At 70.7% G+C, this 19,789-nt stretch carries 18 protein-coding genes; 9 read left to right on the top strand and 9 right to left on the bottom strand.

All coding sequences use genetic code 11. The annotated features are described in order from the left end of the window. Window positions 1-159: 159 nt before the first annotated feature. Complete coding sequence (gene rtcR, locus N7L95_RS14390; RefSeq protein ID WP_301255934.1) at window positions 160-1,779, bottom strand: RNA repair transcriptional activator RtcR; 1,620 nt, start codon at window positions 1,777-1,779, stop codon at window positions 160-162. Between the two features lie 221 nt (window positions 1,780-2,000). On the opposite strand from rtcR, the gene N7L95_RS14385 reads away from it, so the two are divergent. From N7L95_RS14385 to N7L95_RS14360, 6 genes are all read left to right on the top strand, one after another. Further along, window positions 2,001-3,221, top strand: a complete 1,221-nt coding sequence (locus N7L95_RS14385; protein WP_301255933.1) for an RtcB family protein — start codon at window positions 2,001-2,003, stop codon at window positions 3,219-3,221. A 58-nt stretch (window positions 3,222-3,279) separates the two neighbouring features. Next, window positions 3,280-3,696: a zinc-ribbon domain containing protein gene (locus N7L95_RS14380; protein WP_301255932.1), complete on the top strand. Its 417-nt coding sequence runs from the start codon at window positions 3,280-3,282 to the stop codon at window positions 3,694-3,696. Continuing rightward, entirely contained in the window at window positions 3,693-4,748 is a 1,056-nt protein-coding gene (rtcA, locus tag N7L95_RS14375) for an RNA 3'-terminal phosphate cyclase (protein WP_301255931.1), read from the top strand. The genes N7L95_RS14380 and rtcA overlap by 4 nt, the downstream gene beginning before the upstream one ends. A gap of 359 nt (window positions 4,749-5,107) precedes the next feature. Beyond that, entirely contained in the window at window positions 5,108-5,902 is a 795-nt protein-coding gene (gene otnI / locus N7L95_RS14370) for a 2-oxo-tetronate isomerase (RefSeq protein ID WP_301255930.1), read from the top strand. 43 nt (window positions 5,903-5,945) lie between these two features. Beyond that, a complete protein-coding gene (locus N7L95_RS14365) occupies window positions 5,946-6,803 on the top strand; it encodes an alpha/beta hydrolase (protein WP_301255929.1) in 858 nt (285 codons plus the stop codon). Window positions 6,804-6,884: 81 nt separating this feature from the next. Then, window positions 6,885-8,345 carry a M20 family metallopeptidase gene (locus tag N7L95_RS14360; protein WP_301255928.1) on the top strand — a complete coding sequence of 487 codons (1,461 nt, stop codon included), beginning with the start codon at window positions 6,885-6,887 and terminating at the stop codon, window positions 8,343-8,345. Between the two features lie 19 nt (window positions 8,346-8,364). Here N7L95_RS14360 and pdxY read toward each other — a convergent pair whose 3' ends face one another. The 4 genes from pdxY to N7L95_RS14340 all read right to left on the bottom strand — a co-directional run bounded on the left by pdxY (window position 8,365) and on the right by N7L95_RS14340 (window position 11,699). Continuing rightward, a complete protein-coding gene (gene pdxY / locus N7L95_RS14355) occupies window positions 8,365-9,261 on the bottom strand; it encodes a pyridoxal kinase PdxY (protein ID WP_301255927.1) in 897 nt (298 codons plus the stop codon). A 49-nt stretch (window positions 9,262-9,310) separates the two neighbouring features. Next, window positions 9,311-9,964: an amino acid ABC transporter permease gene (locus N7L95_RS14350; RefSeq protein ID WP_301255926.1), complete on the bottom strand. Its 654-nt coding sequence runs from the start codon at window positions 9,962-9,964 to the stop codon at window positions 9,311-9,313. 128 nt (window positions 9,965-10,092) lie between these two features. Further along, the gene (locus N7L95_RS14345; RefSeq protein ID WP_301255925.1) at window positions 10,093-10,887 is read right to left on the bottom strand and encodes a transporter substrate-binding domain-containing protein; all 795 of its coding nucleotides are present in this window, start codon (window positions 10,885-10,887) and stop codon (window positions 10,093-10,095) included. 80 nt (window positions 10,888-10,967) lie between these two features. After that, a complete protein-coding gene (locus N7L95_RS14340; protein WP_301255924.1) occupies window positions 10,968-11,699 on the bottom strand; it encodes a 16S rRNA (uracil(1498)-N(3))-methyltransferase in 732 nt (243 codons plus the stop codon). Between the two features lie 109 nt (window positions 11,700-11,808). Here N7L95_RS14340 and N7L95_RS14335 point away from each other — a divergent pair, with 109 nt between their 5' ends. After that, window positions 11,809-12,939, top strand: coding sequence for a DNA alkylation repair protein (locus N7L95_RS14335; protein ID WP_301255923.1), 1,131 nt, complete (start codon window positions 11,809-11,811; stop codon window positions 12,937-12,939). A 7-nt stretch (window positions 12,940-12,946) separates the two neighbouring features. On the opposite strand, the gene malZ is transcribed toward N7L95_RS14335, so the two are convergent. Together malZ and N7L95_RS14325 are read right to left on the bottom strand one after the other, a co-directional pair. After that, the gene (malZ, locus tag N7L95_RS14330; RefSeq protein WP_301255922.1) at window positions 12,947-14,737 is read right to left on the bottom strand and encodes a maltodextrin glucosidase; all 1,791 of its coding nucleotides are present in this window, start codon (window positions 14,735-14,737) and stop codon (window positions 12,947-12,949) included. 124 nt (window positions 14,738-14,861) lie between these two features. Then, the gene (locus N7L95_RS14325) at window positions 14,862-15,434 is read right to left on the bottom strand and encodes a TetR/AcrR family transcriptional regulator (protein ID WP_301255921.1); all 573 of its coding nucleotides are present in this window, start codon (window positions 15,432-15,434) and stop codon (window positions 14,862-14,864) included. A gap of 221 nt (window positions 15,435-15,655) precedes the next feature. Between N7L95_RS14325 and N7L95_RS14320 the strand changes: the two genes are divergently transcribed. Then, window positions 15,656-17,101, top strand: coding sequence for an AGE family epimerase/isomerase (locus N7L95_RS14320; protein WP_301255920.1), 1,446 nt, complete (start codon window positions 15,656-15,658; stop codon window positions 17,099-17,101). Between the two features lie 46 nt (window positions 17,102-17,147). Here N7L95_RS14320 and N7L95_RS14315 read toward each other — a convergent pair whose 3' ends face one another. Then, window positions 17,148-17,462: a DUF4148 domain-containing protein gene (locus N7L95_RS14315; protein WP_301255919.1), complete on the bottom strand. Its 315-nt coding sequence runs from the start codon at window positions 17,460-17,462 to the stop codon at window positions 17,148-17,150. A 189-nt stretch (window positions 17,463-17,651) separates the two neighbouring features. Here N7L95_RS14315 and N7L95_RS14310 point away from each other — a divergent pair, with 189 nt between their 5' ends. Beyond that, on the top strand, window positions 17,652-18,656 hold the full coding sequence (locus tag N7L95_RS14310) for a LysR family transcriptional regulator (protein ID WP_301255918.1): 1,005 nt from the start codon (window positions 17,652-17,654) through the stop codon (window positions 18,654-18,656). Between the two features lie 28 nt (window positions 18,657-18,684). Here N7L95_RS14310 and N7L95_RS14305 read toward each other — a convergent pair whose 3' ends face one another. After that, a complete protein-coding gene (locus N7L95_RS14305; protein WP_301255917.1) occupies window positions 18,685-19,734 on the bottom strand; it encodes an aminoglycoside phosphotransferase family protein in 1,050 nt (349 codons plus the stop codon). Window positions 19,735-19,789: the final 55 nt, after the last annotated feature.

Genomic DNA, 19,789 nt, shown 5'->3' with positions numbered 1-19,789 from the left:
GCGCCGCCGCATCGGCGTGTAGGACTGGAGGAAATGCACGGCTTGTGCCCGGCAGGCAGAACGGCCCGCTCAAGCGGCCGAGGCCGGCCCCAGCGCCGCGGCCGGGCCGGCTGGGTGCGGTCGCGGCCGCCCCGGGCGGCGCCGTTCTGCACTCGGCACTCAGCCTGACGGGCCGCCTTTGATCTGCTCCCAGCTGAGGCCATGGCGAGCCAGGTACTTGCGCAGCCGGTCGGCATCGTTCACCACGCTGCGCTGCTCCCGCGAGACATTGAACAAGCTGCGGCCGGCTTCCGAGAGCGTCGCGGCACCGCGGCACACCGTGACCACGGACGCCAGCTGCAGGCGGTCGAACAGGTCCAGGCGCTGCAGCGTGGCGGGATCCAGCAGGCCGTCGAGTCCGGCAGCGCCCTCGCTCCCGTTAGGCCGGTCCGCCGCCCGTTGCCACAGCCAGCGCAGGCGGGTGATCTCGGCATCGACCAGCGCCTCGGCGATGCGACCGCCCTCGGCCAGCGTCGCCATGCGGGTCACCGAGGCGGCCAGGTCGCGGAAATTCCCCCGCCACACCGCGTCCGGCGAGGTCGCGAAACGCAGGAAGCGTGTCTTCGCTTCGGCATTGAAGCGCACCTGCCGGCCCAGCTCGAGGGCCGCCTGCGCGAGCATGAATTCCAGGTTGGGCTCGATGTCCTCGCTGCGTTGCGCCAGCCCGGGCAGCTCGTAGCTCCACAGGTTGATGCGGGCGAACAGGTCGTCGCGAAAGGCGCCGGCCGCCACCGCTTCGCGCAGGTCGCGGTTGGTGCCTGCCACCAGCTGGAAATCACTCGCCACCTCGCGGTCGGCGCCGACCGGGTAGAAGCGCTTTTCCTCCACGGCCTTGAGCAGCATCGCCTGCTCGTCCAGGCCCAGCTCACCGATCTCGTCGAGGAACAGCACGCCCTGGTCGGCGCTGCGCAGCAGGCCGGCACGGTCGCTGGCGGCGCCGGTGAAGGCGCCGCGCTTGTGGCCGAACAGCGCCGAGGCCGCGCCATCGCCCTGCAGCGTCGCGCAGTTCACCTCCACGAAAGGGCCCTGCACCTGGTGGCGGGCCTTCTTCAGCTCATAGATGCGGCGTGCCAGCAGTGACTTGCCGGCACCGGTGGGGCCGGTGAAGAGAATGGGAGCGCGCGAGCGCATCGCCACCTGTTCGACCTCCTCGATCAGTGTGTTGAAGCGCGCATTGCGGGTGGCGATGCCGGACTTCAGGAAGCTCACCGCCTCGCGTTGCTCCCGCTCGAAGCGCTGGGCCAGCGCGTCATAGCGCGACAGGTCGAGGTCGATCAGCGTGTAGCTGCCGGGGTCGCCTTCGCGCTGCCGCTTGGGCGGCGCGCTCTGCAGCAGCACGCCGGGGATGAAGCGCGACTCCACCAGCAGGAAGAGGCAGATCTGGGCCACATGGGTGCCGGTGGTGATATGGGCCCAGTACTCCTCCTGGTCGGGCCGGAAGGTGTAGCTGCGAGCCCAGTCGTAGAGCGCGCCATACACCTCACCGAAGTCCCAGGGGTCGGCCAGTTCGAGCTCCGCCGGCCGCACCCGGGTGTCGGGGGACACCTGGGCAATGTCGGCGCTCACCGTCTGCATCAGCTCGGCATGCCGCGGGGTGTAGAGCAGCTCGATGCGGTCGACGACGAAGTCGGGATGCTGCACCAGCGAGACCGTGGGCCGCCACTTCTCCCAACGGCCGGAACCCATGCCGCCGTCGAGCTGCGAGCCGAGGAAGCCGATGACGACCTTTCTCTTCTTCATGAGACAGTTTGCTAGTGAACTAGCTCCGATTCTAGTGAAGCGAGCAGGTGGGTTTCCGTCGGATGCTGCCTGCCGTGCAAAAAAGTGCTGGAGCATCAACGTCTTACCGATCAATGCAGACAGTGGCAACGAGTTGGCACGGCCCGTGCAAATGAAATGGCACAGGCCGCGGGCCGATGTCGCAAGGCGCGGCACGGGCGGCCGGATGCAAGGAGAAGCTCATGACGGAACAGAACTACAACATCGAAGACGTGGCCGGTGGCGTGCCGGTGAAGATGTGGACGCGCGGCGTGCCGGTGGAGGACGAGGCGAAGCGCCAGCTCGCCAATGCCGCCCGCCTGCCGGTGGTGTTCAAGCACATCGCGGCCATGCCGGACGTGCACCTGGGCATCGGCGCGACCGTCGGCTCGGTGATCCCCACGCTGAAGGCCATCATCCCCGCGGCGGTCGGCGTGGACATCGGCTGCGGGATGATCGCGGCCAAGACCACGCTGTCGGCCTCGGACCTGCCGGACAACCTGGGTCCGCTGCGCTCGGCCATCGAGCGTGCGGTGCCGCACGGCCGCTCACCCGGTGCGCGCGACCCCGGCGCCTGGCACAAGGTGCCGGGCGCGGTGGACACGGCCTGGGCGCAGTTGGAGCCGGAGTTCACCGAGCTGTGCCGCGACTACCCGAAGCTGGAGAAGACCAACCACCGCAACCACCTCGGCACGCTGGGCACCGGCAACCACTTCATCGAGGTCTGCCTGGACGAGGAAGGCTTCGTCTGGTTCATGCTGCACTCCGGCTCGCGTGGCGTGGGCAACGCCATCGGCACGATGTTCATCGAGCTGGCCAAGCAGGACGCCATGCGTCACCAGGCCAACCTGCCGGACCGCGACCTGGCGTACTTCGAGGAAGGCTCCCGCTACTTCGGGGACTACGTGCGTGCGGTGAGCTGGGCCCAGAAGTTCGCACAGCTCAACCGCGAGGTGATGATGCGCCGCGTGATCGAGGCCGCGAAGACCGTGATCCGCAAGAACTTCCAGAGCCACATCGAGGCGGTGAACTGCCACCACAACTACGTGCAGAAGGAGCGCCACTTCAACGAGGACGTCTACGTCACCCGCAAGGGCGCCGTGAGCGCGAAGAAGGGCGAGCTGGGCATCATCCCCGGCAGCATGGGCGCGCGCAGCTACATCGTGCGCGGCAAGGGCAACCCGGAGAGCTTCGAGAGCTGCTCGCACGGCGCTGGCCGCACGATGAGCCGCGGCGAGGCCAAGCGCCGCTACACCCTGGCCGACCATCGTGCCGCCACCGAAGGTGTGGAGTGCCGCAAGGACAAGGACGTGATCGACGAGATTCCGATGGCCTACAAGGACATCGACGCGGTCATGGAAGCCCAGCGCGACCTGGTGGAGGTGGTGCACACGCTGAAGCAGGTGGTGTGCGTGAAGGGCTAGCGGCCGCCCCGGGCCGGAGGTGGCCCTTCGCCGGGAGAGGGACAAGAAGATGAAAAAGATGAAAAGCGGAAAACAGCGCCGCGTCGAAATCCTCGCGCGCCGCAGGCAGCGCGCCCGCACCGCCAGGTGCTGGCCGGGCCAGGACACCCGGACCGGCAGCTTGCCGGCCGGTGCGGTGGCCGCGACGCCGTCGCAGCTGCGCCACAACTGCCTCTGCAGCCCGCTGCCGGACTTCTATGTGGATCGCCCCTTTCGGTGCCGCGATTGCGGCATCGCCTGTGTCTGGCGTGCCGAGCGCCAGAAGTGGTGGTATGAGGTGGCCAAGGGGTCGATCTGGAGCACCGCGGTACGCTGCGCCGCCTGTCGCGAGCGCCAGCGCGAACGGCGCGCCCAGGCGCGTGCGGCGCATCTGGCGGGGCTGGCCCGCCAGGCCGCCCTGGCCGCACTGAACAACAAGGAAAAGAACAAGCCATGAACACGCATCTGCAATCCGCTGTCACGCTCGACGGCTCCGAAGGCGAAGGCGGCGGGCAGGTCCTGCGCACCTCGCTGGCGCTGTCCATGCTCACCGGCCGGCCGCTGCACATCAATCACATCCGCGCCCGCCGGGCCAAGCCCGGCCTGATGCGCCAGCACCTGGTCTGCGTCCAGGCTGCCGCGGAGATCAGCGCTGCCGAGGTGGACGGGGCCGAGCTCGGCTCGCAGACGCTCGCTTTCCGGCCCGGCCCGGTGCGCGCCGGCGACTATCGTTTCGCCATTTCCAGCGCCGGCAGTTGCACGCTGGTGCTGCAGACTGTCCTGCCCCCGCTGCTGATGGCAGGTGCGCCGAGCCGCATCGAGCTGAGCGGCGGCACCCACAATCCGATGGCGCCGCCTTTCCACTTCCTCGAGCGCGCCTGGTTGCCGCTGTTGCGGCGCATGGGCGGCGAAGTGTCCCTGGAGCTCAAGCGCCATGGCTTCTATCCCGCCGGGGGCGGGGTCGTCTGTGCCAGCGTGCAGGGCGGCAGCCGGCTGCAGCCGCTGGAGCTGACCACGCGCGGGCCGCTGCGCGAGGCCTATGCCGAGAGCCTGGTGGCCGGCATGCCGCGCGGTGTCGGGCAGCGGGAGCTGCAGGTCCTGCAGCAAGCGCTCGGCTGGAGCGCCGGGCAGCTGCGCTTGCCGGGCATGCGCCAGAACGAAGGACCGGGCAATGTCCTGATGGCCACCCTCGTGCATGAACACACCACCGAGGTGTTCACGCAGTTCGGCGAGCGGGGCTTGCCGGCCGAGCAGGTCGGCGCCCGTCTGCTCGCCGAGCTGCGCGACTACCAGGCCAGCACCGCAGCCGTTGGCCCGCACTTGTGCGACCAGCTGGCGTTGCTGATGGCGCTCGCCGGGGGCGGCCGCTATACCGCCAGTGAAATGACCGAGCACTCCCGTACAAATTGCCGCGTGATACAGCAGTTCTTGCCAGTGCGATTCGACATCGAGGCCCGTGACGGCGTCTGGTGGGTGACCGTGCAGGAGGGAGCGGGCAGCGCGGCCTGAACGGCGCGGGCGGCGCTGCAAGCGCACAAGCCGTGCTGAAGAGGCATTTTGGGGATGGGGAAGCCGGAAACACCCCTCGGCAGTAAAGCTTGCCGGCGTTTCCGCAAGAAGCGCCCCCCGGCGGCATGCGCCAGGGGGGCCACAGACAAAAGGCGCCCCGAACCCGGACCGCCCAAGCTAGGTGAGGGAGGGTCGGAGAGGGAGGAGCGGGCCGGTATACGTCCGGGGCGCCATAAACCACTGAGGACATAGCAGCAATCGCCGTGCCAACTTTTCGCCAGCCCTCCGCTGGGCTTCGCTGGGCCGACTGAGGTAGGCTGCCCGCCACCCTGTTTCACCCGTGTCCCGGGTTGCCGCCGATGCCTCGCTTTGCCGCCAACCTCTCGATGCTCTACCCGGAGCATGCCTTCCTGGACCGCTTTGCCGCCGCGGCACAAGACGGCTTCGAGGCGGTCGAGTGCCTGTTTCCCTACGCCCATCCGGCGGCCGAGGTCGCTTCGCGGCTGGCCGCCAACGGGCTGCAGCAGGTCCTGATCAATGCGCCGCCGGGCGACTGGGAGCAGGGCGAGCGCGGCCTCGCCTGCCTGCCAGGGCGGCAGGACGACTTCCGGCGCAGCATCGAGGCGGCGCTCGACTATGCGGCGGCCCTGTCCTGCCCCCGTGTGCACGTGATGGCGGGACGCATGCCGCCAGGCGCCGACCGCGCCGCGTTGCAGGACCTGTATGTGGCCAATCTCACCTGGGCGGCCGGGCAGGCCGCGAGCGCGGGCTGCGGTTTGAACATCGAGCCGATCAACCTGCGCGACATGCCAGGCTATTTCCTCAACCGGCAGGACCATGCGCACGAGATCGTGGCGCTGGTGGGCGCCCAGGCGCTGTCGGTCCAGATGGACCTGTACCACTGCCAGATCGTGGAAGGCGACATTTCGACCCAGCTCCGGCGCTGGCTGCCGGGCGGCCGGGTGGCCCACCTGCAGATCGCCGGCGTGCCGGACCGGCATGAGCCCGACATCGGCGAACTGCACTACCCCTGGCTGTTCGAGCTGATCGACGCGCTTGGCTATGCCGGCTGGATCGGCTGCGAATACCGGCCGCGTGCCGGCAGCGAACCGGGCGGCACCCGTCGCGGCCTGGGCTGGCGGCCTCGGGGCTGACCCGGTGGTGCGCGCCGTCCGGCCTCCTTACACTGCGCCGACCATGAGCGCCGTCCCCTCGTCCTCCGCCGCCAGCACCTTGTCCGAGCTCACCGTGGCCGACGGCACCCGCCTCGCGCTGCGCAGCTGGCCCGCGCCGCCGGGACGGCCGCGCGGCACGGTGCTGCTGGTGCACGGCCTGGGCGAGCACAGCGGGCGCTACGAGCAGGTCGGGCAGCACCTGCGGGCGGCCGGCTTCTCGGTGGAGAGCTACGACCATCGGGGCCATGGCCGGTCGCAGGGGCCACGCGGCGGCCTGGCGCGCCCGGACGACCTGCTGCAGGACCTGGCCGCGGTGATCGACCGGCTGCGGGCCCGCCACGACGGCCCGCTGCTGCTGCTCGGCCACAGCATGGGAGGGCTGGTGGCGGCACGCTTCGTGGCCGATGCGCTGCGCCCGGTGGACGGCCTGGTGCTGTCCTCGCCGGCGCTCGATGCCGGACTGAGCGCCTTCAACCGGGCCCTGCTCGCCGCGGCCCATGCGGTCGCGCGCAACGTCGCACTGGGCAACGGGCTGGACGCGCAGTACATCTCGCACGACCCGGCCGTGGTGCGCGCCTACCGCGACGACCCGCTGGTGCACGACCGGGTGACGGCCCGGCTGGTGCGCTTCCTGGTCGATGCCGGCGTCTACACGCGCGAGCGGGCCGCGCAATGGCAGGTGCCGACGCTGCTGATGTGGGCCGGCAGCGACCGGCTGGTGAGCCCGGCCGGCAGCGCGGCCTTTGCCGAGCGCGCCAGTGCGGCGGTGGTCGAGTCGCACTGCTTCGGCCACATGTACCACGAGCTGTACAACGAGCCCGATCGCGCTGCGGTGTTCGCCGTGCTGGATGCCTGGCTCGACCGCCACTGCCCCCGCTGACCGCGCATCCATGCCGCCCACACGCGGCATCGGCCGGGCCTACACTGGCCGCTACACCTCATCCATCGCCAGGAGCCTTGCATGAATGCCCCGGACCGCTTTGCCTCCGCGCCGCCGCTCGATGTGGCGGCGCTGCAGACCCATGTTGACGAAACCTGGGACCGCGAGATCGTTCCCGCCCTGACCGACTACATCCGCGTGCCGGCCAAGTCGCCCGGCTTCGATCCCGACTGGGCCCGCAACGGCTACATCGATGCCGTGGTGCGCAGCGCCGCCGCCTGGGCCGAGGGCAAGCGCCTGGCGGGCTTCAAGCTCGAAGTGGTGCGCCTGCCGGGCCGCACGCCGGTGATCTTCTTCGACGTGCCGGCCACCCGCTCCGGCAGCGGCAAGACGGTGCTGATGTATGGCCACCTCGACAAGCAGCCCGAGTTCAGCGGCTGGCGCAGTGACCTCGGGCCGTGGACGCCGAAGTATGAGGACGGCAAGCTCTACGGCCGCGGCGGGGCGGACGATGGCTATGCCATCTACGCCTCCATCACCGCACTGCAGGCGCTGGACCGCCAGGGCGTGGGCCGCCCGCGGGTGGTGGGCGTGATCGAAACCTGCGAGGAAAGCGGCTCCTACGACCTGCCGGCCTACCTCGACGTGCTGAAGGACCGCCTGGGCGACGTGGGCCTGGTGGTCTGCCTCGACTCCGGCGCCGGCAACTACGACCAGCTGTGGCTCACCACCTCGCTGCGCGGCATGGCCAGCGGCGTGCTCAAGGTCGAGGTGCTGACCGAGGGCGTGCACTCGGGCGATGCCAGCGGCCTGGTGCCGTCCAGCTTCCGCATCCTGCGCCAGCTGCTCGACCGGCTGGAGGATGCCAAGAGCGGCCGCCTGCTGCCGGCCAGCTTCCATTGCGAGATCCCGGCCGATCGGGTGGAGCAAGCCCGTGCAGCGGCACAGATCCTCGGCGACGAGGTCTGGAAGCGCTACCCCTGGGCCTGCGGTGCCGACGGCCAGTTCGTGCTGCCCAGCACCACCGACCCGGCCGAGGCCCTGCTGCGGCGCACCTGGCACCCCACCCTCAGCGTGACGGGCGCGGAAGGCTTCCCCGGCCTGAAGGACGCCGGCAATGTGCTGCGGCCGTATTCGGCCTTCAAGCTGTCGCTGCGGCTGCCGCCGCCGGTGGACGGCGCCGAGGCCACGCAGGAGCTCAAGCGCCTGCTGGAGCTGGACCCGCCCTACCAGGCCAAGGTGACCTTCGAGGCCGACCACGGTGCCACCGGCTGGAACGCGCCGACGCTGGCGCCGTGGCTGCACCAGGCGCTGGACGCCGCCTCGCGCACACACTACGGCGCGCCGGTGGGCTTCATCGGGCAGGGCGGCACGATCCCGCTGATGAGCATGCTGCAGGCCGGCTTCCCGCAGGCGCAGATGATGGTGTGCGGCGTGCTGGGCCCGAAGAGCAATGCCCACGGGCCCAACGAATTCCTGCACGTGCCCTATGCCAAGCGGCTGACTGCCGCGGTGGCGCAGGTGGTCGCGGCGCTGCCCTGAGGCCTGCGGGGGCGGCTTGCTACAGCAGCCGGCTGGTGCCGCCCAGCGCGGCGCTGCCGACCGACACGTCGAGCGCGGCAAAGCGCTGTTCGGGCGCCACCAGCTGGGCCTGCTCGGCAATCAGCGGCAGGTCGCGCGAGCCGGCCGGCGTGCGCAGCACCAGCGCGTAGAGCGCCGAGACCGCATGCGACAGCGCCTCAGGCAACGCGTCGCCGCACAGCAGCCGGCCCAGCAGCAGGGCCGAGAAGACATCGCCCATGCCGTTGGGCAGCGGCGCCAGCGGCACGAACGGCGTGCTGACGGTCCAGGCCTCGTCGCGGGTGACCGCCAGGGTCTCCAGCGTGTCGGGCGGCACGTCGGGCGTGCGCAGCGAGGTGATGACCACCGTGCGCGGGCCCATCGAGCGGGCCGCCGTCACGGCGTCGTCGCGCGAGATCACCGGGCGGCCCAGCAAGTGCTCGAACTCGAACTGGTTGGGCGTGATCAGGTCGGCCTGCGGCAGGGCCCGGCCGCGGTGGAATTCCGGGATGCCGGGCCGCACGAACAGCCCGCGGCCGACATCGCCCATCACCGGGTCGCAGCAGTACAACAGGTGGCCGCGGGCGGCCTTGATCTCGGCCACCGCCTGCAGGATGGCCTCGCCGATGGCGGCGTCGCCCAGGTAGCCGGAGAGCACCGCGTCACACTGCGCGAGCACACCGCGGGCGCGCAAGCCGTCCAGCACCTCCAGCACATGGGCGGCACTGAACACCTGGCCCTTGAACTCGCCGTAGCCGGTGTGGTTGGAAAACTGCACCGTGTGGATGGGCAGCGGCGTCAGCCCCAGGCGCTGCAGCGGGAACACGGCGGCGGCATTGCCGACATGGCCGTAGGCCACGTGCGACTGGATCGAGAGGACATAGCGGGGTGGGTTCATGCCCCCATTTTGCGGCGCTTTGCCGCGGCCTGCCTGGCCCGGCCGGCTCTCAGTGAGGGAAGGCGAGCCGCTTCTCCAGCAGCCGCTGCACGCGCTCGAAGCACAGGCTCAGTACCCAGTAGACGCCCGCCGCCGCCAGGTAGAGCGGGAAGGGCTGGAAGGTGGTGGAGATCAGCTCCTTGGTGGCCAGCATCAGCTCGGTCACCGCGATCACCGACACCAGCGAGGTGTCCTTGATCAGGCTGATCAGGCTGTTGCTGAGGCTCGGCACCGCGGTGCGCAGCGCCTGCGGCGCGACGATGTGGCGCAGCACCTGCAGGTGGCTGAGGCCCAGGCTGGTGCCGGCCATCCACTGCCCGCTGCTCACCCCCAGCACGGCACCGCGCAGGCTCTCCGACAGGTAGGCTGCCACGTTCAGCGTGAGCGCCAGCACGCCGGCCGCCAGCGGCGAGAACTCGATGCCGATGCTCGGCAGGCCGTAGTAGATGATGAAGACCTGCACCAGCAGCGGCGTGCCCCGCATCGCGCTGACATAGACCGCCGCCGCCTGCTTCAGCAGCGGCACTTCCAGCACCCGCAGCAACGCCACCAGTGCGCCGAGCGCCAGGCCGAGCACCATCGACAGTACGGCGAAAACCAGGGTGTAGCCGGTGGCCCGCAGCATCACCGGTGCGGCCAGTTCGAACAGCGAGGCGAGATCCATCGTCGAGGGCTTTCGGAAACGACACCGCCCCTCGAAGCGGGGCGGAACAGGTCAGGCGCTGGAGCGGGGCCGGCGACCGCGCCGCCGGCGGGCCAGCCGCCGCACGGCGGGGCCGGCTCCCGCGGCGCTTATTGTGCGACTGGCGGCTTGCTGACGTCGCGGCCGAACCACTTGGTGGAGATCTTCGCGAAGCTGCCGTCGGCCTTCAGGTCTTCCAGCGCCTTGTCGATGGCCTGCTTGAAGGCCGGGCTGCCCTTGCGGAAGGGGATGGCGTTGCTCTCGACCTTGCCCAGCGGCGCGCCGGCCTTGACCGGCAGGCGCGTCTTCTGCGCGAGGTAGGGAATCAGCAGGCTGTCGTTGAGCGCCACGTCGATGCGGCCGGTGGCCAGGTCCTGCAGGTATTCCGGCGCGCCGGGATAGACCTTGACCTCCGCCCCCTCGATGGAGCGGGCCAGCTCGGCGTAGTTGCTGCCCTGACCGACGCCGATCTTCTTGCCCTTGAGGTCGGCCACGCCCTGGATGGAGCGGGTCTCGTTGGCGCGCACGATGAGCTGCGGGCTGGACACCACGTAGGGCTCGCTGAAGTCGAAGGTCTTGCGGCGAGCGTCGGTCGCGGCCACCTGGTTGACGATGACGTCGTACTTGCCGGCCTGCAGCCCGGCCAGGATGCCGCTCCACTCGGTGGTGGTGAACTGCGGCTTGACGCCCAGCTTGGCGGCGATGGCCTCGGCGATCTCCACGTCGAAGCCGGTGAGCCGGCCCTGCTCGTCGCGGTAGTTGAACGGCGGGTAGGTCCCTTCCAGCGCCACCCGCAGGCTGCCACGCTGCTTCACCTCGTCGAGCAGATCCGCTGCGGAGGCGGAGCCGGCCATCAGCCCCAGCGAAAGACCGGCCACCGCCAAGCATGCTTTGATCAGTTTCATATTCCTCCGGAGCATTAAGAAGGTGATTGATATGGAGTATCGAGTATAGCGAGCTGCAGCGAAGTCGTCAGGCGCAGTGCTCAGCCACGCAGCCCCAGGAAGGCGAGGGCGGCCAGCGGCGCGGTCTCGGAGCGCAAGGTGCGCGGGCCGAGGCTGACCGGCAGCAGGCCGGCATCGCGGGCGGCCTGCTCCTCGCCGGGCGCCAGGCCGCCTTCCGGGCCGCTCAGAAACAGCAGGGGGCCGTCCGGCACCGGCAAGGCCGCGAGCGGGCGGGCGTCCTGCAGGCTCAGCACCGCGCGCAGTCCGGCGGCTGGCGGCAGGCCAGCGCACCAGTCGCGCAGCGCGCGCACCGGGGCGATCACCGGCACCCGGGTGCGGCCGCTCTGTTCGCTGGCGGCAATGGCCACGCCCTGCCAGTGCGCCACCTTCTTGTCCGCCCGCTCGCCGGACAGGCGCAGCACCGAACGCTCGCACACCAGCGGCTGGATCTCCGCCGCGCCCAGCTCGGTGGCTTTCTCGACCAGCCAGTCCATCCGGTCGTTGGCCGGCATGCCGACGGCGAGCGTCACCGTGCACGGCAGTTCCCGGTCGCCGGGATGATGGGCGTCGACGCTCACCTCCACCTCGCTGCGGCCCATGCGCGCGACGCGGGCGCTCCATTCGCCGCCATCACCGTTGAACAGGGTCACCGCGTCACCCGGCTGCAGGCGCAGCACCTGCACATGGCGGGCGGGGCCGGGCGGCAGGGCCAGCGTGGCGCCGGCAAGCAGGGGCATGGGGGTGTAGAGGCGGGGCGAGGATCGAGTGGTCATGCCGCGCAGTGTGCACCAGCCGGCGCCGCTCGGCGCTCCTGACGGCGGCTGTCAGGGGCGCGGGCTAGGCTGTGGCCCTGCCGTGTCCGACTTCCGCCGCCGACGCCCCATGAGCCTGCCCACCGACACCCTGCCTGCCCTGAAAGACGGCTTCAGCGCCGACACCGTGCGGTGGATCGCCGCCGGCCTGCTCGCTGCGCATCCGCCCTTCGACCGGGCGGCCTTCGTGGCTGCCTGCCTCGACGGCTTTGACCGCCTGACCCTGATGGAGCGGGTGGCACGGGTGGCCCACGCCATGGTGGCCTGTCTGCCGAGCGACTACCGGCAGGCGCTGGACGTGCTGCTGCGTGCGATGGGGCCGGCACGCCAGGGGCCGCCGGTGGTCGAGGGCATGGCCGCCTTCCGCCATGCGCCGCACCTGCAGTTCGTGGCCGAGGCCGGGCTGGACGATGTCGCTGCCTCGCTCGACGCGCTGGAGCGCATGACCTGCCACTTCACGGGCGAGTTCGCCATCCGGCCCTTCCTCGAGCACGAGCCGCAGGCCACCTTCGAGCGTCTGCACCGCTGGTGCGGGCATCCCGAATGGCGGGTGCGGCGCCTGGCCAGCGAAGGCTCCCGGCCCCTGCTGCCCTGGGGCCGCCGGGTGGCGGCGCTGGTGGAGGACCCGTCCCGGGGGCTGGCCGTGATCGACCGGCTGGCCGGCGACGAGCAGGAGATCGTGCGCCGCTCGGCAGCCAACCACCTCAACGACATCAGCCGGCTCGACCCCGCGCTGGCCGTGGCAGCGGCCGGGCGCTGGCTGGCAAGTGCCGGCCCGCAGGCACGGCGCACCGTCGAGCGCGGCCTGCGCACCCTCGTCAAGCAGGGCCATCCACAGGCGCTCGCGCTGCTTGGCTATGCCTCGGAGCATGCCGTGACGCTGGCCGGACTGACCCTGGACCGCAAGCAGCTGCACATCGGCCAGACGCTGGCCCTGTGCTTCGAGCTGCGGCACCCGGGCCCGCAGCCGCTGGCGGCCTGCGTGGACTATGCGGTGCACTACCAGGCCGCGCGCGGCGCGCCACGCCGCAAGGTCTTCAAGGGCGAGGTGCGCGAGCTCAAGCCGGGCGTCGCCGAGTCCTTCGGGTGGCGGCGCGACTTCACGGTGCGCAGCACCCGCAAGCTCTACCCGGGCAGCCACCGCATCGAGGTGCTGGTCAACGGTCGCTGCCTCGGCAGTGCCGAGTTCGAACTGGTCTGAGGCTGCCTCACCCCGGCTGGGAGCACAGCACGGCGGCGCCACGCCGCGGCAGTTCCAGCCGCAGCTGCTGCCCCGCCGGCGCCACGGCGGTGGCGCCCTGGGCGGGCTGCCAGCGACACGGTGGCAGCGGCAGCGCGGTCAGGTCCAGCGTGACGCCACAGGCCTCGCCCCGGTTCACCGCCACCAGCGTCGCGGCCTCGGCGTCGTAGCGCACGTAGGCGTACACCTCGCCACTGCAGGCCAGGGTCAGCATCTCGCCCTGGCTCAGCTCGGGGCGGCTGCGGCGCAGCCGGACCAGCTCGCGGCTGTGCTCGAACAGCCGGTGGTTCCAGTGCGGGCGACGCCAGTCGAAGCAGCGCCGGCAGTCCGGGTCGGGCCCGCCCTGCAGGCCGATCTCGTCGCCGTAGTACAGGCAGGGCACCCCGGGATAGGTCATCAACAGCGTCAGCGCGAGTTGCATGGCTTCCACGTCACCGTCGAGCAGGGTCAGCAGGCGCGCAGTGTCATGGCTGCCCAGCAGGTTGAGCTGGGCCAGCTGCTGGGCAAAGGGCAGGGCGGTGCGCGCCCGCGTGAGCCAGCGCTCGAAGTCCGGCGTGGACAGCGCGATGGGGTGCCCGTTGCCGTCCAGTCCGGCCAGCCAGGCCCGCACCGGATGGGCAAAGCCGTAGTAGTTCATGGCGCCGTCTTCCTGGTCGCCCTGCAGCCAGCGGGTGGCCTCGAAGAAGTGCTCGCCCAGCAGGCAGGCGTCGGGCCTGTGCTGCTTCACCGCCCGGCGGATCTCGCGCATCAGGCGGTCGTTGTGGCGCGAGCCGGCGCCTTCGCCCAGCATGTGGATGGCATCCAGCCGCCAGCCATCGATGGCATAGGGCGGCTCCATCCAGCGCTGCAGCACCGAGCCGGGCGCCTCGTACATCGCGCGGCGCACGGCGGGCTGCGCATAGTCGAGCACCGGCAGGCTGTCGTAGCCTTTCCAGCCGCGCACCCTCCCGGCGTCGTCGAAGGCATACCAGGCACGGGTCTCGGCCGCCGGGTCGGTGTACCAGGGATGGTGGTTGCCGGTGTGGTTGATGACGGCGTCGAGCACCAGGCGCATGCCCCGCTCGCGCAGGGCCTCGCACAGGGCCTGCAGCGCCGCGTCCCCGCCCAGCGCGGGGTCGACCTGGTGGTAGTCGCTGGTGTCGTAGCGATGGTTGCTTGGCGAGCTGAAGACGGGGTTGAGGTAGAGGGCCGTCACGCCCAGTTCATGCTGCAGGTAGTCGAGCTGCTGGATCACGCCGGGCAGGTCGCCGCCATAGAAGGTGTCGGTCGGCCGGTGCAGCGGCACCGGTTCGTTCCAGTGCCGGATCAGCGCCTGGTCGCGCGCCTGGGGGTGCAGCTCGTCGCGCTGCAGCGGGCCCGGCTGGCCGCGGCAGAAGCGGTCCGGGAACACCTGGTAGAACACCTGGCGGGCCAGCCAGTCGGGCGGCTCGTCGCCGGGCAGCGCGCGAAAGTGCACCGCTTCGGGCGGCACGTGCCGGTGCGGCCCGTCGGCGGCCAGCCAGGCCTGGCCGCCATCGAACTGCAGCTTGAAGCTGTACAGCGTGGCGGGGTTGCCGCCGTCCCACGGCAGCTCGGCCTGGTAGCAGAGGTGGCCGTGCCGTTCGCCGGCCGGCGCCATCTCGATCAGTTCCTCCTCGTTGTCGGGCAGCAGGCGCAACCAGGCCCGCAGCGGCCGGGCCTCGCGCACCAGCAGCATGACGCTGAGGCCGTGTTCGGTCTTGCGCCGCCACGGCGCGATCTGGGGATGCAGCAGATGCATGGAGCACTCCTGGAGGGAAAGAGGCACGGCATGGCGCGACCTGGCCGTGCCAGCGGCAGGCGGCAGACGCCAATGGAAAGGACGTGGGCGGCAACGCCCAGGGGGCGCCGAAGGGGGGCGGTGATCAGCCGGCGGTGGCGCCGCTCAGCAGCTGGTCCGGCAGGCGCCGCACCACGGCGCGAAAGACGTTCAGGTCGTCCAGCGTGCGGGCCAGCACCATCGCGCCTTCGAGCTGGATGTAGGCATCCAGCGCCCGCGCTTCGGCCTGCTGCGCATCGATACCGCAGAGTTGCAGCAGCGTGGCCAGCGACTCGAGGCCGGCCCGCACCCGCTCGGCCACCGGCGCGCCGAACACCGCGCGTGCCGAGCCATAGGTGAAGACGTTCATCAAGGTGAGCTGCTGGGCGCGGTGATGCACCTGGTCGATCGCGTCGAAGATGCCGCGCACCTTCTCCTGGGCGCCGAGCTCGCTCGCCAGCAGGGCACCGATGTGCTCGGCCCCCCAGCGGCGCGAATGTTCCAGCACGGCGGCCGCCATCTGCTCCTTGCCGCCGGGGAAGTGGTGGTAGAGGCTGGCCTTGCCCAGGCCGGTGGCCTCCGAGATGACACGCAGCGTCGCGCCGTCGTAGCCGTATTCGTAGAACACCTCGACCAGCTTCTCGACCAGCGCGTCCCGGCTCAGTGTGGATCTCGTCAACAAGGGCTCCGTGATGATGGCGCTGCATATCGTAGAGGATCCTGCGGGTGGTCCTGGATTGACGGCTGGGAGAGGACATCTCTACTATACCGAACGATCGGTACAGTTGCAGTGCCGGAGTTGTTCCTCAACGTTGTTCTGCTTTCCAGCGATGCCTGGCCGATGCCGGCCTTTTCAGGAGACGAGTCGTGGCGCTGCGTGCTGTTCTGTGTTGCTTGTCGATGTTCCTTGCCGCAGGCGCGGCGCTGGCCGGGCCGGTGGACGGTGCCGATGCACTGCCCGACGGCGCGGTCTGGCTGCGGCATGCCGAGGACGACCTGCTGCGCTACTGGCGCGCGCCGGGCGCACAGGGGCAGCCGGTGGGCCGCTTCCCGACCTTTCGCTGCCTCGACGGCCGCCCCTATGACGCTCGCCAGCCGTGCGCCGAACTGGCCGGCGCACCGGGCTGGCTGCGCGAGGAGCTGGGCCGCGACTATGTGCGCATGCAGGCCCGCCAGGTCTTCGCCTATGCGATGGGATTCCACCTGAACGGGGACCCGGCCCTGCTGCGGCTGGCCGGGGCCGGGGTGGAAGACATCCGCGCCCGCGCCCTCGACCCGCACAGCGGCAGCGCGGCCACCTACTACGACGCGGGCGGCCGGCCCCAGCCTGCGGTGGGCGAGCGCACGGTGCAGGACCTCGCCTATGCCGGCCTCGCACTGGCGGCCTGGCACTACCTGACGGGCGACGCCGGGACCCTGGCCGACCTGGACCGGTTGCACCGGCACCTGATGCGTCACTATGACCCGCGGCAGGGCCAGATGCGCTGGACCCTGCAGGGCCCTGGCGCGCAACGCGGCGAGCTGGTGGCCCAGCTCGATCCGCTCAATGCCTACATGGTGCTGACCCTGCCGCGCCTGCAGGGAGAGCAGCGCGCGCGCTGGCAGGCCGACATGCGCCGCCTGCTGCGGGCCATCCGCACCCGCTATTGCGGTGTGCCGGCTCCGCGGTGTGTCGGTACCCTGGACGCTGGTGGCGCGCAGCCCGGGGCGCGCCACAACGACTTCGGCCACAGCGGCAAGGCTTTCTGGATGGTGATGCTGGCGGGCCGACAGCTCGGTGACGCGCAGGCGCAGCGCTGGGCGCGCCGCCAGGCGCGTGCGCTGCTGCGGCAGGCCTGGCTCGACGACAGCGGCTCATGGGCCTCGGCCTGGACCGCGGATGGTGTCGATGCGGGCAAGTCCTGGTGGATCCATGCGGAACTCGACCAGCTGGCGGCCACGCTCGCGCTCGACGAGCCTGGACCCGACCGCTACCTGGTTCGCAGCTGGCCGTACTGGCTGCGCCACTTCGTCGACCATGACGGCGGCGAAGTGCACGGCGGGCTCTCTGCCGAGGGCGCGCCGCCGCCGGTCAGCCTGAAGCAGCACCATTGGAAAAACGGCTACCACTCGCTGGAGCATGCCCTCATCAGCTACATCACCACGCAGGCGCTGCGCGGCGAGCCGGTGCAGCTCCACTTTGCGCCCGTGTCGGGCGCCGCTGGCGCCTCGGTGGCACAGCGGCCTTATCTCTTCGACGGCCAACCCGGCCTGCGCGAGAGCCGTGAGCGGGACGGCATCACCGTGGTGAAGGCGGGCTTCAGCTTGCCGGCGCGGCAAGTGCCACGGGGCGTGGCAAGCCCTTGAAGCAGTTCCGGCCGGGCGGCCGGAACGCGACCGGGGCAGGGGCCGGTCAGCCGCCGACGTTGATGGGAGCGGCGCTGCCCGGGCTGCGCAGCGCTTCGGCGGCTTCGCGCTTCACGGCATCGCGGCTGCGCGCGGTGGCGCTGGCACGGCTGCCGGGGAAAACGGTGGCTTCGCCGCTGGACACCGGCAGCGCGCCTTCAGCGCGGAGCTGGGCCAGCTCCGCCTTGACCTCGGCGCGGCTCTTGACCGAGGGCGCCTGGCGCGTCCAGGTCTCGTCATCGGCATTCGCTTCGCCGGCGAAGGCACCGGTGGCGGCAAAGGCGGTCACCAGGGCGGCGATCAGGCGTTGGCGGGTGTTCATGTTCATCTCCAGTGTGGTCGTTGGTCAGGGGTCGGGACGAGCGTGCTGCCGTCCGGCCCATCGCTGGGCCCCGAGCGCCTTGGGTGGGTGCTCATCGATGGGAGTGACTTTAGGTGTTAACCCGGGGTGGAAAAATCGGCGCCGCTACAATGAATACTTCCGGAATCCGCAACAAACGGAGGTGGTCAGATGGATCGTCTGCATTCCATGCGCGTGTTCTCCAAGGTCATCGACGAGGGCAGCTTCGCGGCCGCGGCACGTGCGCTGGACCTGTCGGCGGCAGTGGTCACCCGGCTGGTGGCTGACCTGGAAGCCCACCTCGGCGCGCGGCTGATCCAGCGCACCACCCGGCGCCTGGCGCTGACCGACATCGGTGAAACCTATCTGGAGCGGGTGCGGCAGATCCTCACCGAGGTCGAGGAGGCCGAAGCACTGGCCAGCGCGGCGGTGGCCGAGCCGAAGGGCCACCTGCGGGTACTGGTGCCGGGCGCGTTCGCCGTGCACCAGCTGGCCAAGCACCTGCCCAAGTTCCGCGACCAGTGCCCCAAGGTGACGGTGGACCTGACGGCCGGCGGCCCGGTGGAGGCGGCCGATGAAGCGTATGACGTGTCCATCCTGTTTGTCGGGCCGCGTCCATTGACCGGCGACTTCGTGGCCCGCAAGCTGGCCCGCACGGAAGTGGTGACCTGCGCGGCGCCGTCCTATCTCGACAAGCGCGGCCGGCCGGTGACGCCGGCCGACCTGGCGCACCACGAGTGCCTGGTGGCCAACCTGCCCAACGTGCCGCGCACCTGGCGCTTCGAGAACTGCCCCTTCGGCAAGGCGCTGCCGGGCGGCGTCGAGGTGGAGCCGCGGGCGGCCCTCAGCACTCACCATATCGACACGCTGTATGCCGCTGCGCTGGCGGGGCTGGGCATCGTCGGACTGCCGTCCTTCATGGTGGAGGACGCCCTGCTGGAGCATGCGCTGGAGCGGGTGCTGCCGGAGTGGCGCATCATGGACTACACCATCTATGCCGCCATGCCGAGCCGCAAGTACGTGCCGGCCCGCACGCGGGCCTTCATGGACTTCCTGGTCAACACCTTCGCTGCGGAAGATCGCGACCCATGGCTTGCGGCGGCCGGCTGCGAGACGGCGCACCGCGCGATGACGCCGGCCGAGGACCCGCAGCCGCTGGAGCAGGCGGCGGCCTGAGGGCGCCGCCGAGGGCCAGCCTCAGGCCTCAGAAGGTGTAGCCGGCCTCGCGCTGCTCGCCGGCCAGCCGCTCCAGCAGCTGGGCCAGCGGGGTCAGGACGTTGTAGCGCGCCGCCACGCGATGCGCGTAGCGCCAGACCAGGGGCAGGTCCTTCAGGTAGCCGTCCTTGCCGTCGCGGTGGTAGAGCCGGCAGAAGATGCCCAGCACCTTCAGGTGGCGCTGCAGCCCCATCCATTCGAAGTCGCGCCAGAACTCGCCGAAGTCGGCGCTCACCGGCAGGCCGGCCTTGCGTGCCTTCTGCCAGTAGCGCACGGCCCAGTCGATCTGCTGCTCCTCCTCCCACTCGACATAGGCGTCGCGCAGCAGCGAGGCCAGGTCGTAGGTGATGGGGCCCCAGACCGCGTCCTGGAAGTCGATCACCCCCGGGTTGCCGCTGTCGGGGCACACCATCAGGTTGCGCGAGTGGTAGTCGCGGTGCACCAGCACCGCCGGCTGGGCCAGCGCCGCATCCAGGATCAGCTCGAAGCTGCGCTGCAGCAGGCGCTGCTCGTCCTCGCTCAGGACATAGCCGATGTGGCGGCCGATGTACCACTCCGGAAACAGTTGCAGCTCCCGGGTCAGCAGTGCGCGGTCATAGGCCGGCAGCTGCTCGCGTGCAGCAATGCCCTGCATGCGCACCAGCGCCGACGTGGCGTCGCCGTAGAGCGAAGCCGCGTTGCCGACATTCAGCTCCGCCAGGTAGGTGGTGGTGCCGAGGTCGGACAACAGCATGAAGCCGTCGGCCTCGCTCCATTCGAGGATCTCGGGCGCATTCAGGCCGGCGTCGCGCAGCAGGCGGCCGACCTTCACGAACGGCCGGCAGTCCTCGTGGCTGGGCGGCGCATCCATGATGATGCGGGTGCCTGCCGCCGAATCGATGCGGAAATAGCGCCGGAAGCTGGCGTCGGCGCTGGCGCTGCGCAGCGAGCCGGGATCGACCTGGTAGGCCGCCAGGCGGTCCAGCCAGCGCTCGAAGGCGGCACGGCGTTGTTCGTCGGCCCAGGCAATCGCGGGGGAGGTCGCGGCGGAAAGAGTCATGGCGAGGAAGCGAAGAGGTTGGCCGCGCGGCGCTGGGCGCCTGGCGGCACCGGCC

The sequence above is a fragment of the Eleftheria terrae genome (genome assembly GCF_030419005.1).
In the GTDB taxonomy this organism is placed as follows: domain Bacteria; phylum Pseudomonadota; class Gammaproteobacteria; order Burkholderiales; family Burkholderiaceae_C; genus Caldimonas; species Caldimonas terrae.
The sequence above is the reverse complement of the archived record's forward strand: the minus strand, read 5'-3'. Positions and strand labels throughout refer to the sequence as shown.

Coding starts and splice junctions, on each gene's coding strand:
- rtcR (WP_301255934.1), bottom strand. CDS start 1,779: ATGAAGAAGAGAAAGGTCGTCATCGGCTTCCTCGGCTCGCAGCTCGAC.
- N7L95_RS14385 (WP_301255933.1), top strand. CDS start 2,001: ATGACGGAACAGAACTACAACATCGAAGACGTGGCCGGTGGCGTGCCG.
- N7L95_RS14380 (WP_301255932.1), top strand. CDS start 3,280: ATGAAAAGCGGAAAACAGCGCCGCGTCGAAATCCTCGCGCGCCGCAGG.
- rtcA (WP_301255931.1), top strand. CDS start 3,693: ATGAACACGCATCTGCAATCCGCTGTCACGCTCGACGGCTCCGAAGGC.
- otnI (WP_301255930.1), top strand. CDS start 5,108: ATGCCTCGCTTTGCCGCCAACCTCTCGATGCTCTACCCGGAGCATGCC.
- N7L95_RS14365 (WP_301255929.1), top strand. CDS start 5,946: ATGAGCGCCGTCCCCTCGTCCTCCGCCGCCAGCACCTTGTCCGAGCTC.
- N7L95_RS14360 (WP_301255928.1), top strand. CDS start 6,885: ATGAATGCCCCGGACCGCTTTGCCTCCGCGCCGCCGCTCGATGTGGCG.
- pdxY (WP_301255927.1), bottom strand. CDS start 9,261: ATGAACCCACCCCGCTATGTCCTCTCGATCCAGTCGCACGTGGCCTAC.
- N7L95_RS14350 (WP_301255926.1), bottom strand. CDS start 9,964: ATGGATCTCGCCTCGCTGTTCGAACTGGCCGCACCGGTGATGCTGCGG.
- N7L95_RS14345 (WP_301255925.1), bottom strand. CDS start 10,887: ATGAAACTGATCAAAGCATGCTTGGCGGTGGCCGGTCTTTCGCTGGGG.
- N7L95_RS14340 (WP_301255924.1), bottom strand. CDS start 11,699: ATGACCACTCGATCCTCGCCCCGCCTCTACACCCCCATGCCCCTGCTT.
- N7L95_RS14335 (WP_301255923.1), top strand. CDS start 11,809: ATGAGCCTGCCCACCGACACCCTGCCTGCCCTGAAAGACGGCTTCAGC.
- malZ (WP_301255922.1), bottom strand. CDS start 14,737: ATGCATCTGCTGCATCCCCAGATCGCGCCGTGGCGGCGCAAGACCGAA.
- N7L95_RS14320 (WP_301255920.1), top strand. CDS start 15,656: ATGTTCCTTGCCGCAGGCGCGGCGCTGGCCGGGCCGGTGGACGGTGCC.
- N7L95_RS14315 (WP_301255919.1), bottom strand. CDS start 17,462: ATGAACACCCGCCAACGCCTGATCGCCGCCCTGGTGACCGCCTTTGCC.
- N7L95_RS14310 (WP_301255918.1), top strand. CDS start 17,652: ATGGATCGTCTGCATTCCATGCGCGTGTTCTCCAAGGTCATCGACGAG.
- N7L95_RS14305 (WP_301255917.1), bottom strand. CDS start 19,734: ATGACTCTTTCCGCCGCGACCTCCCCCGCGATTGCCTGGGCCGACGAA.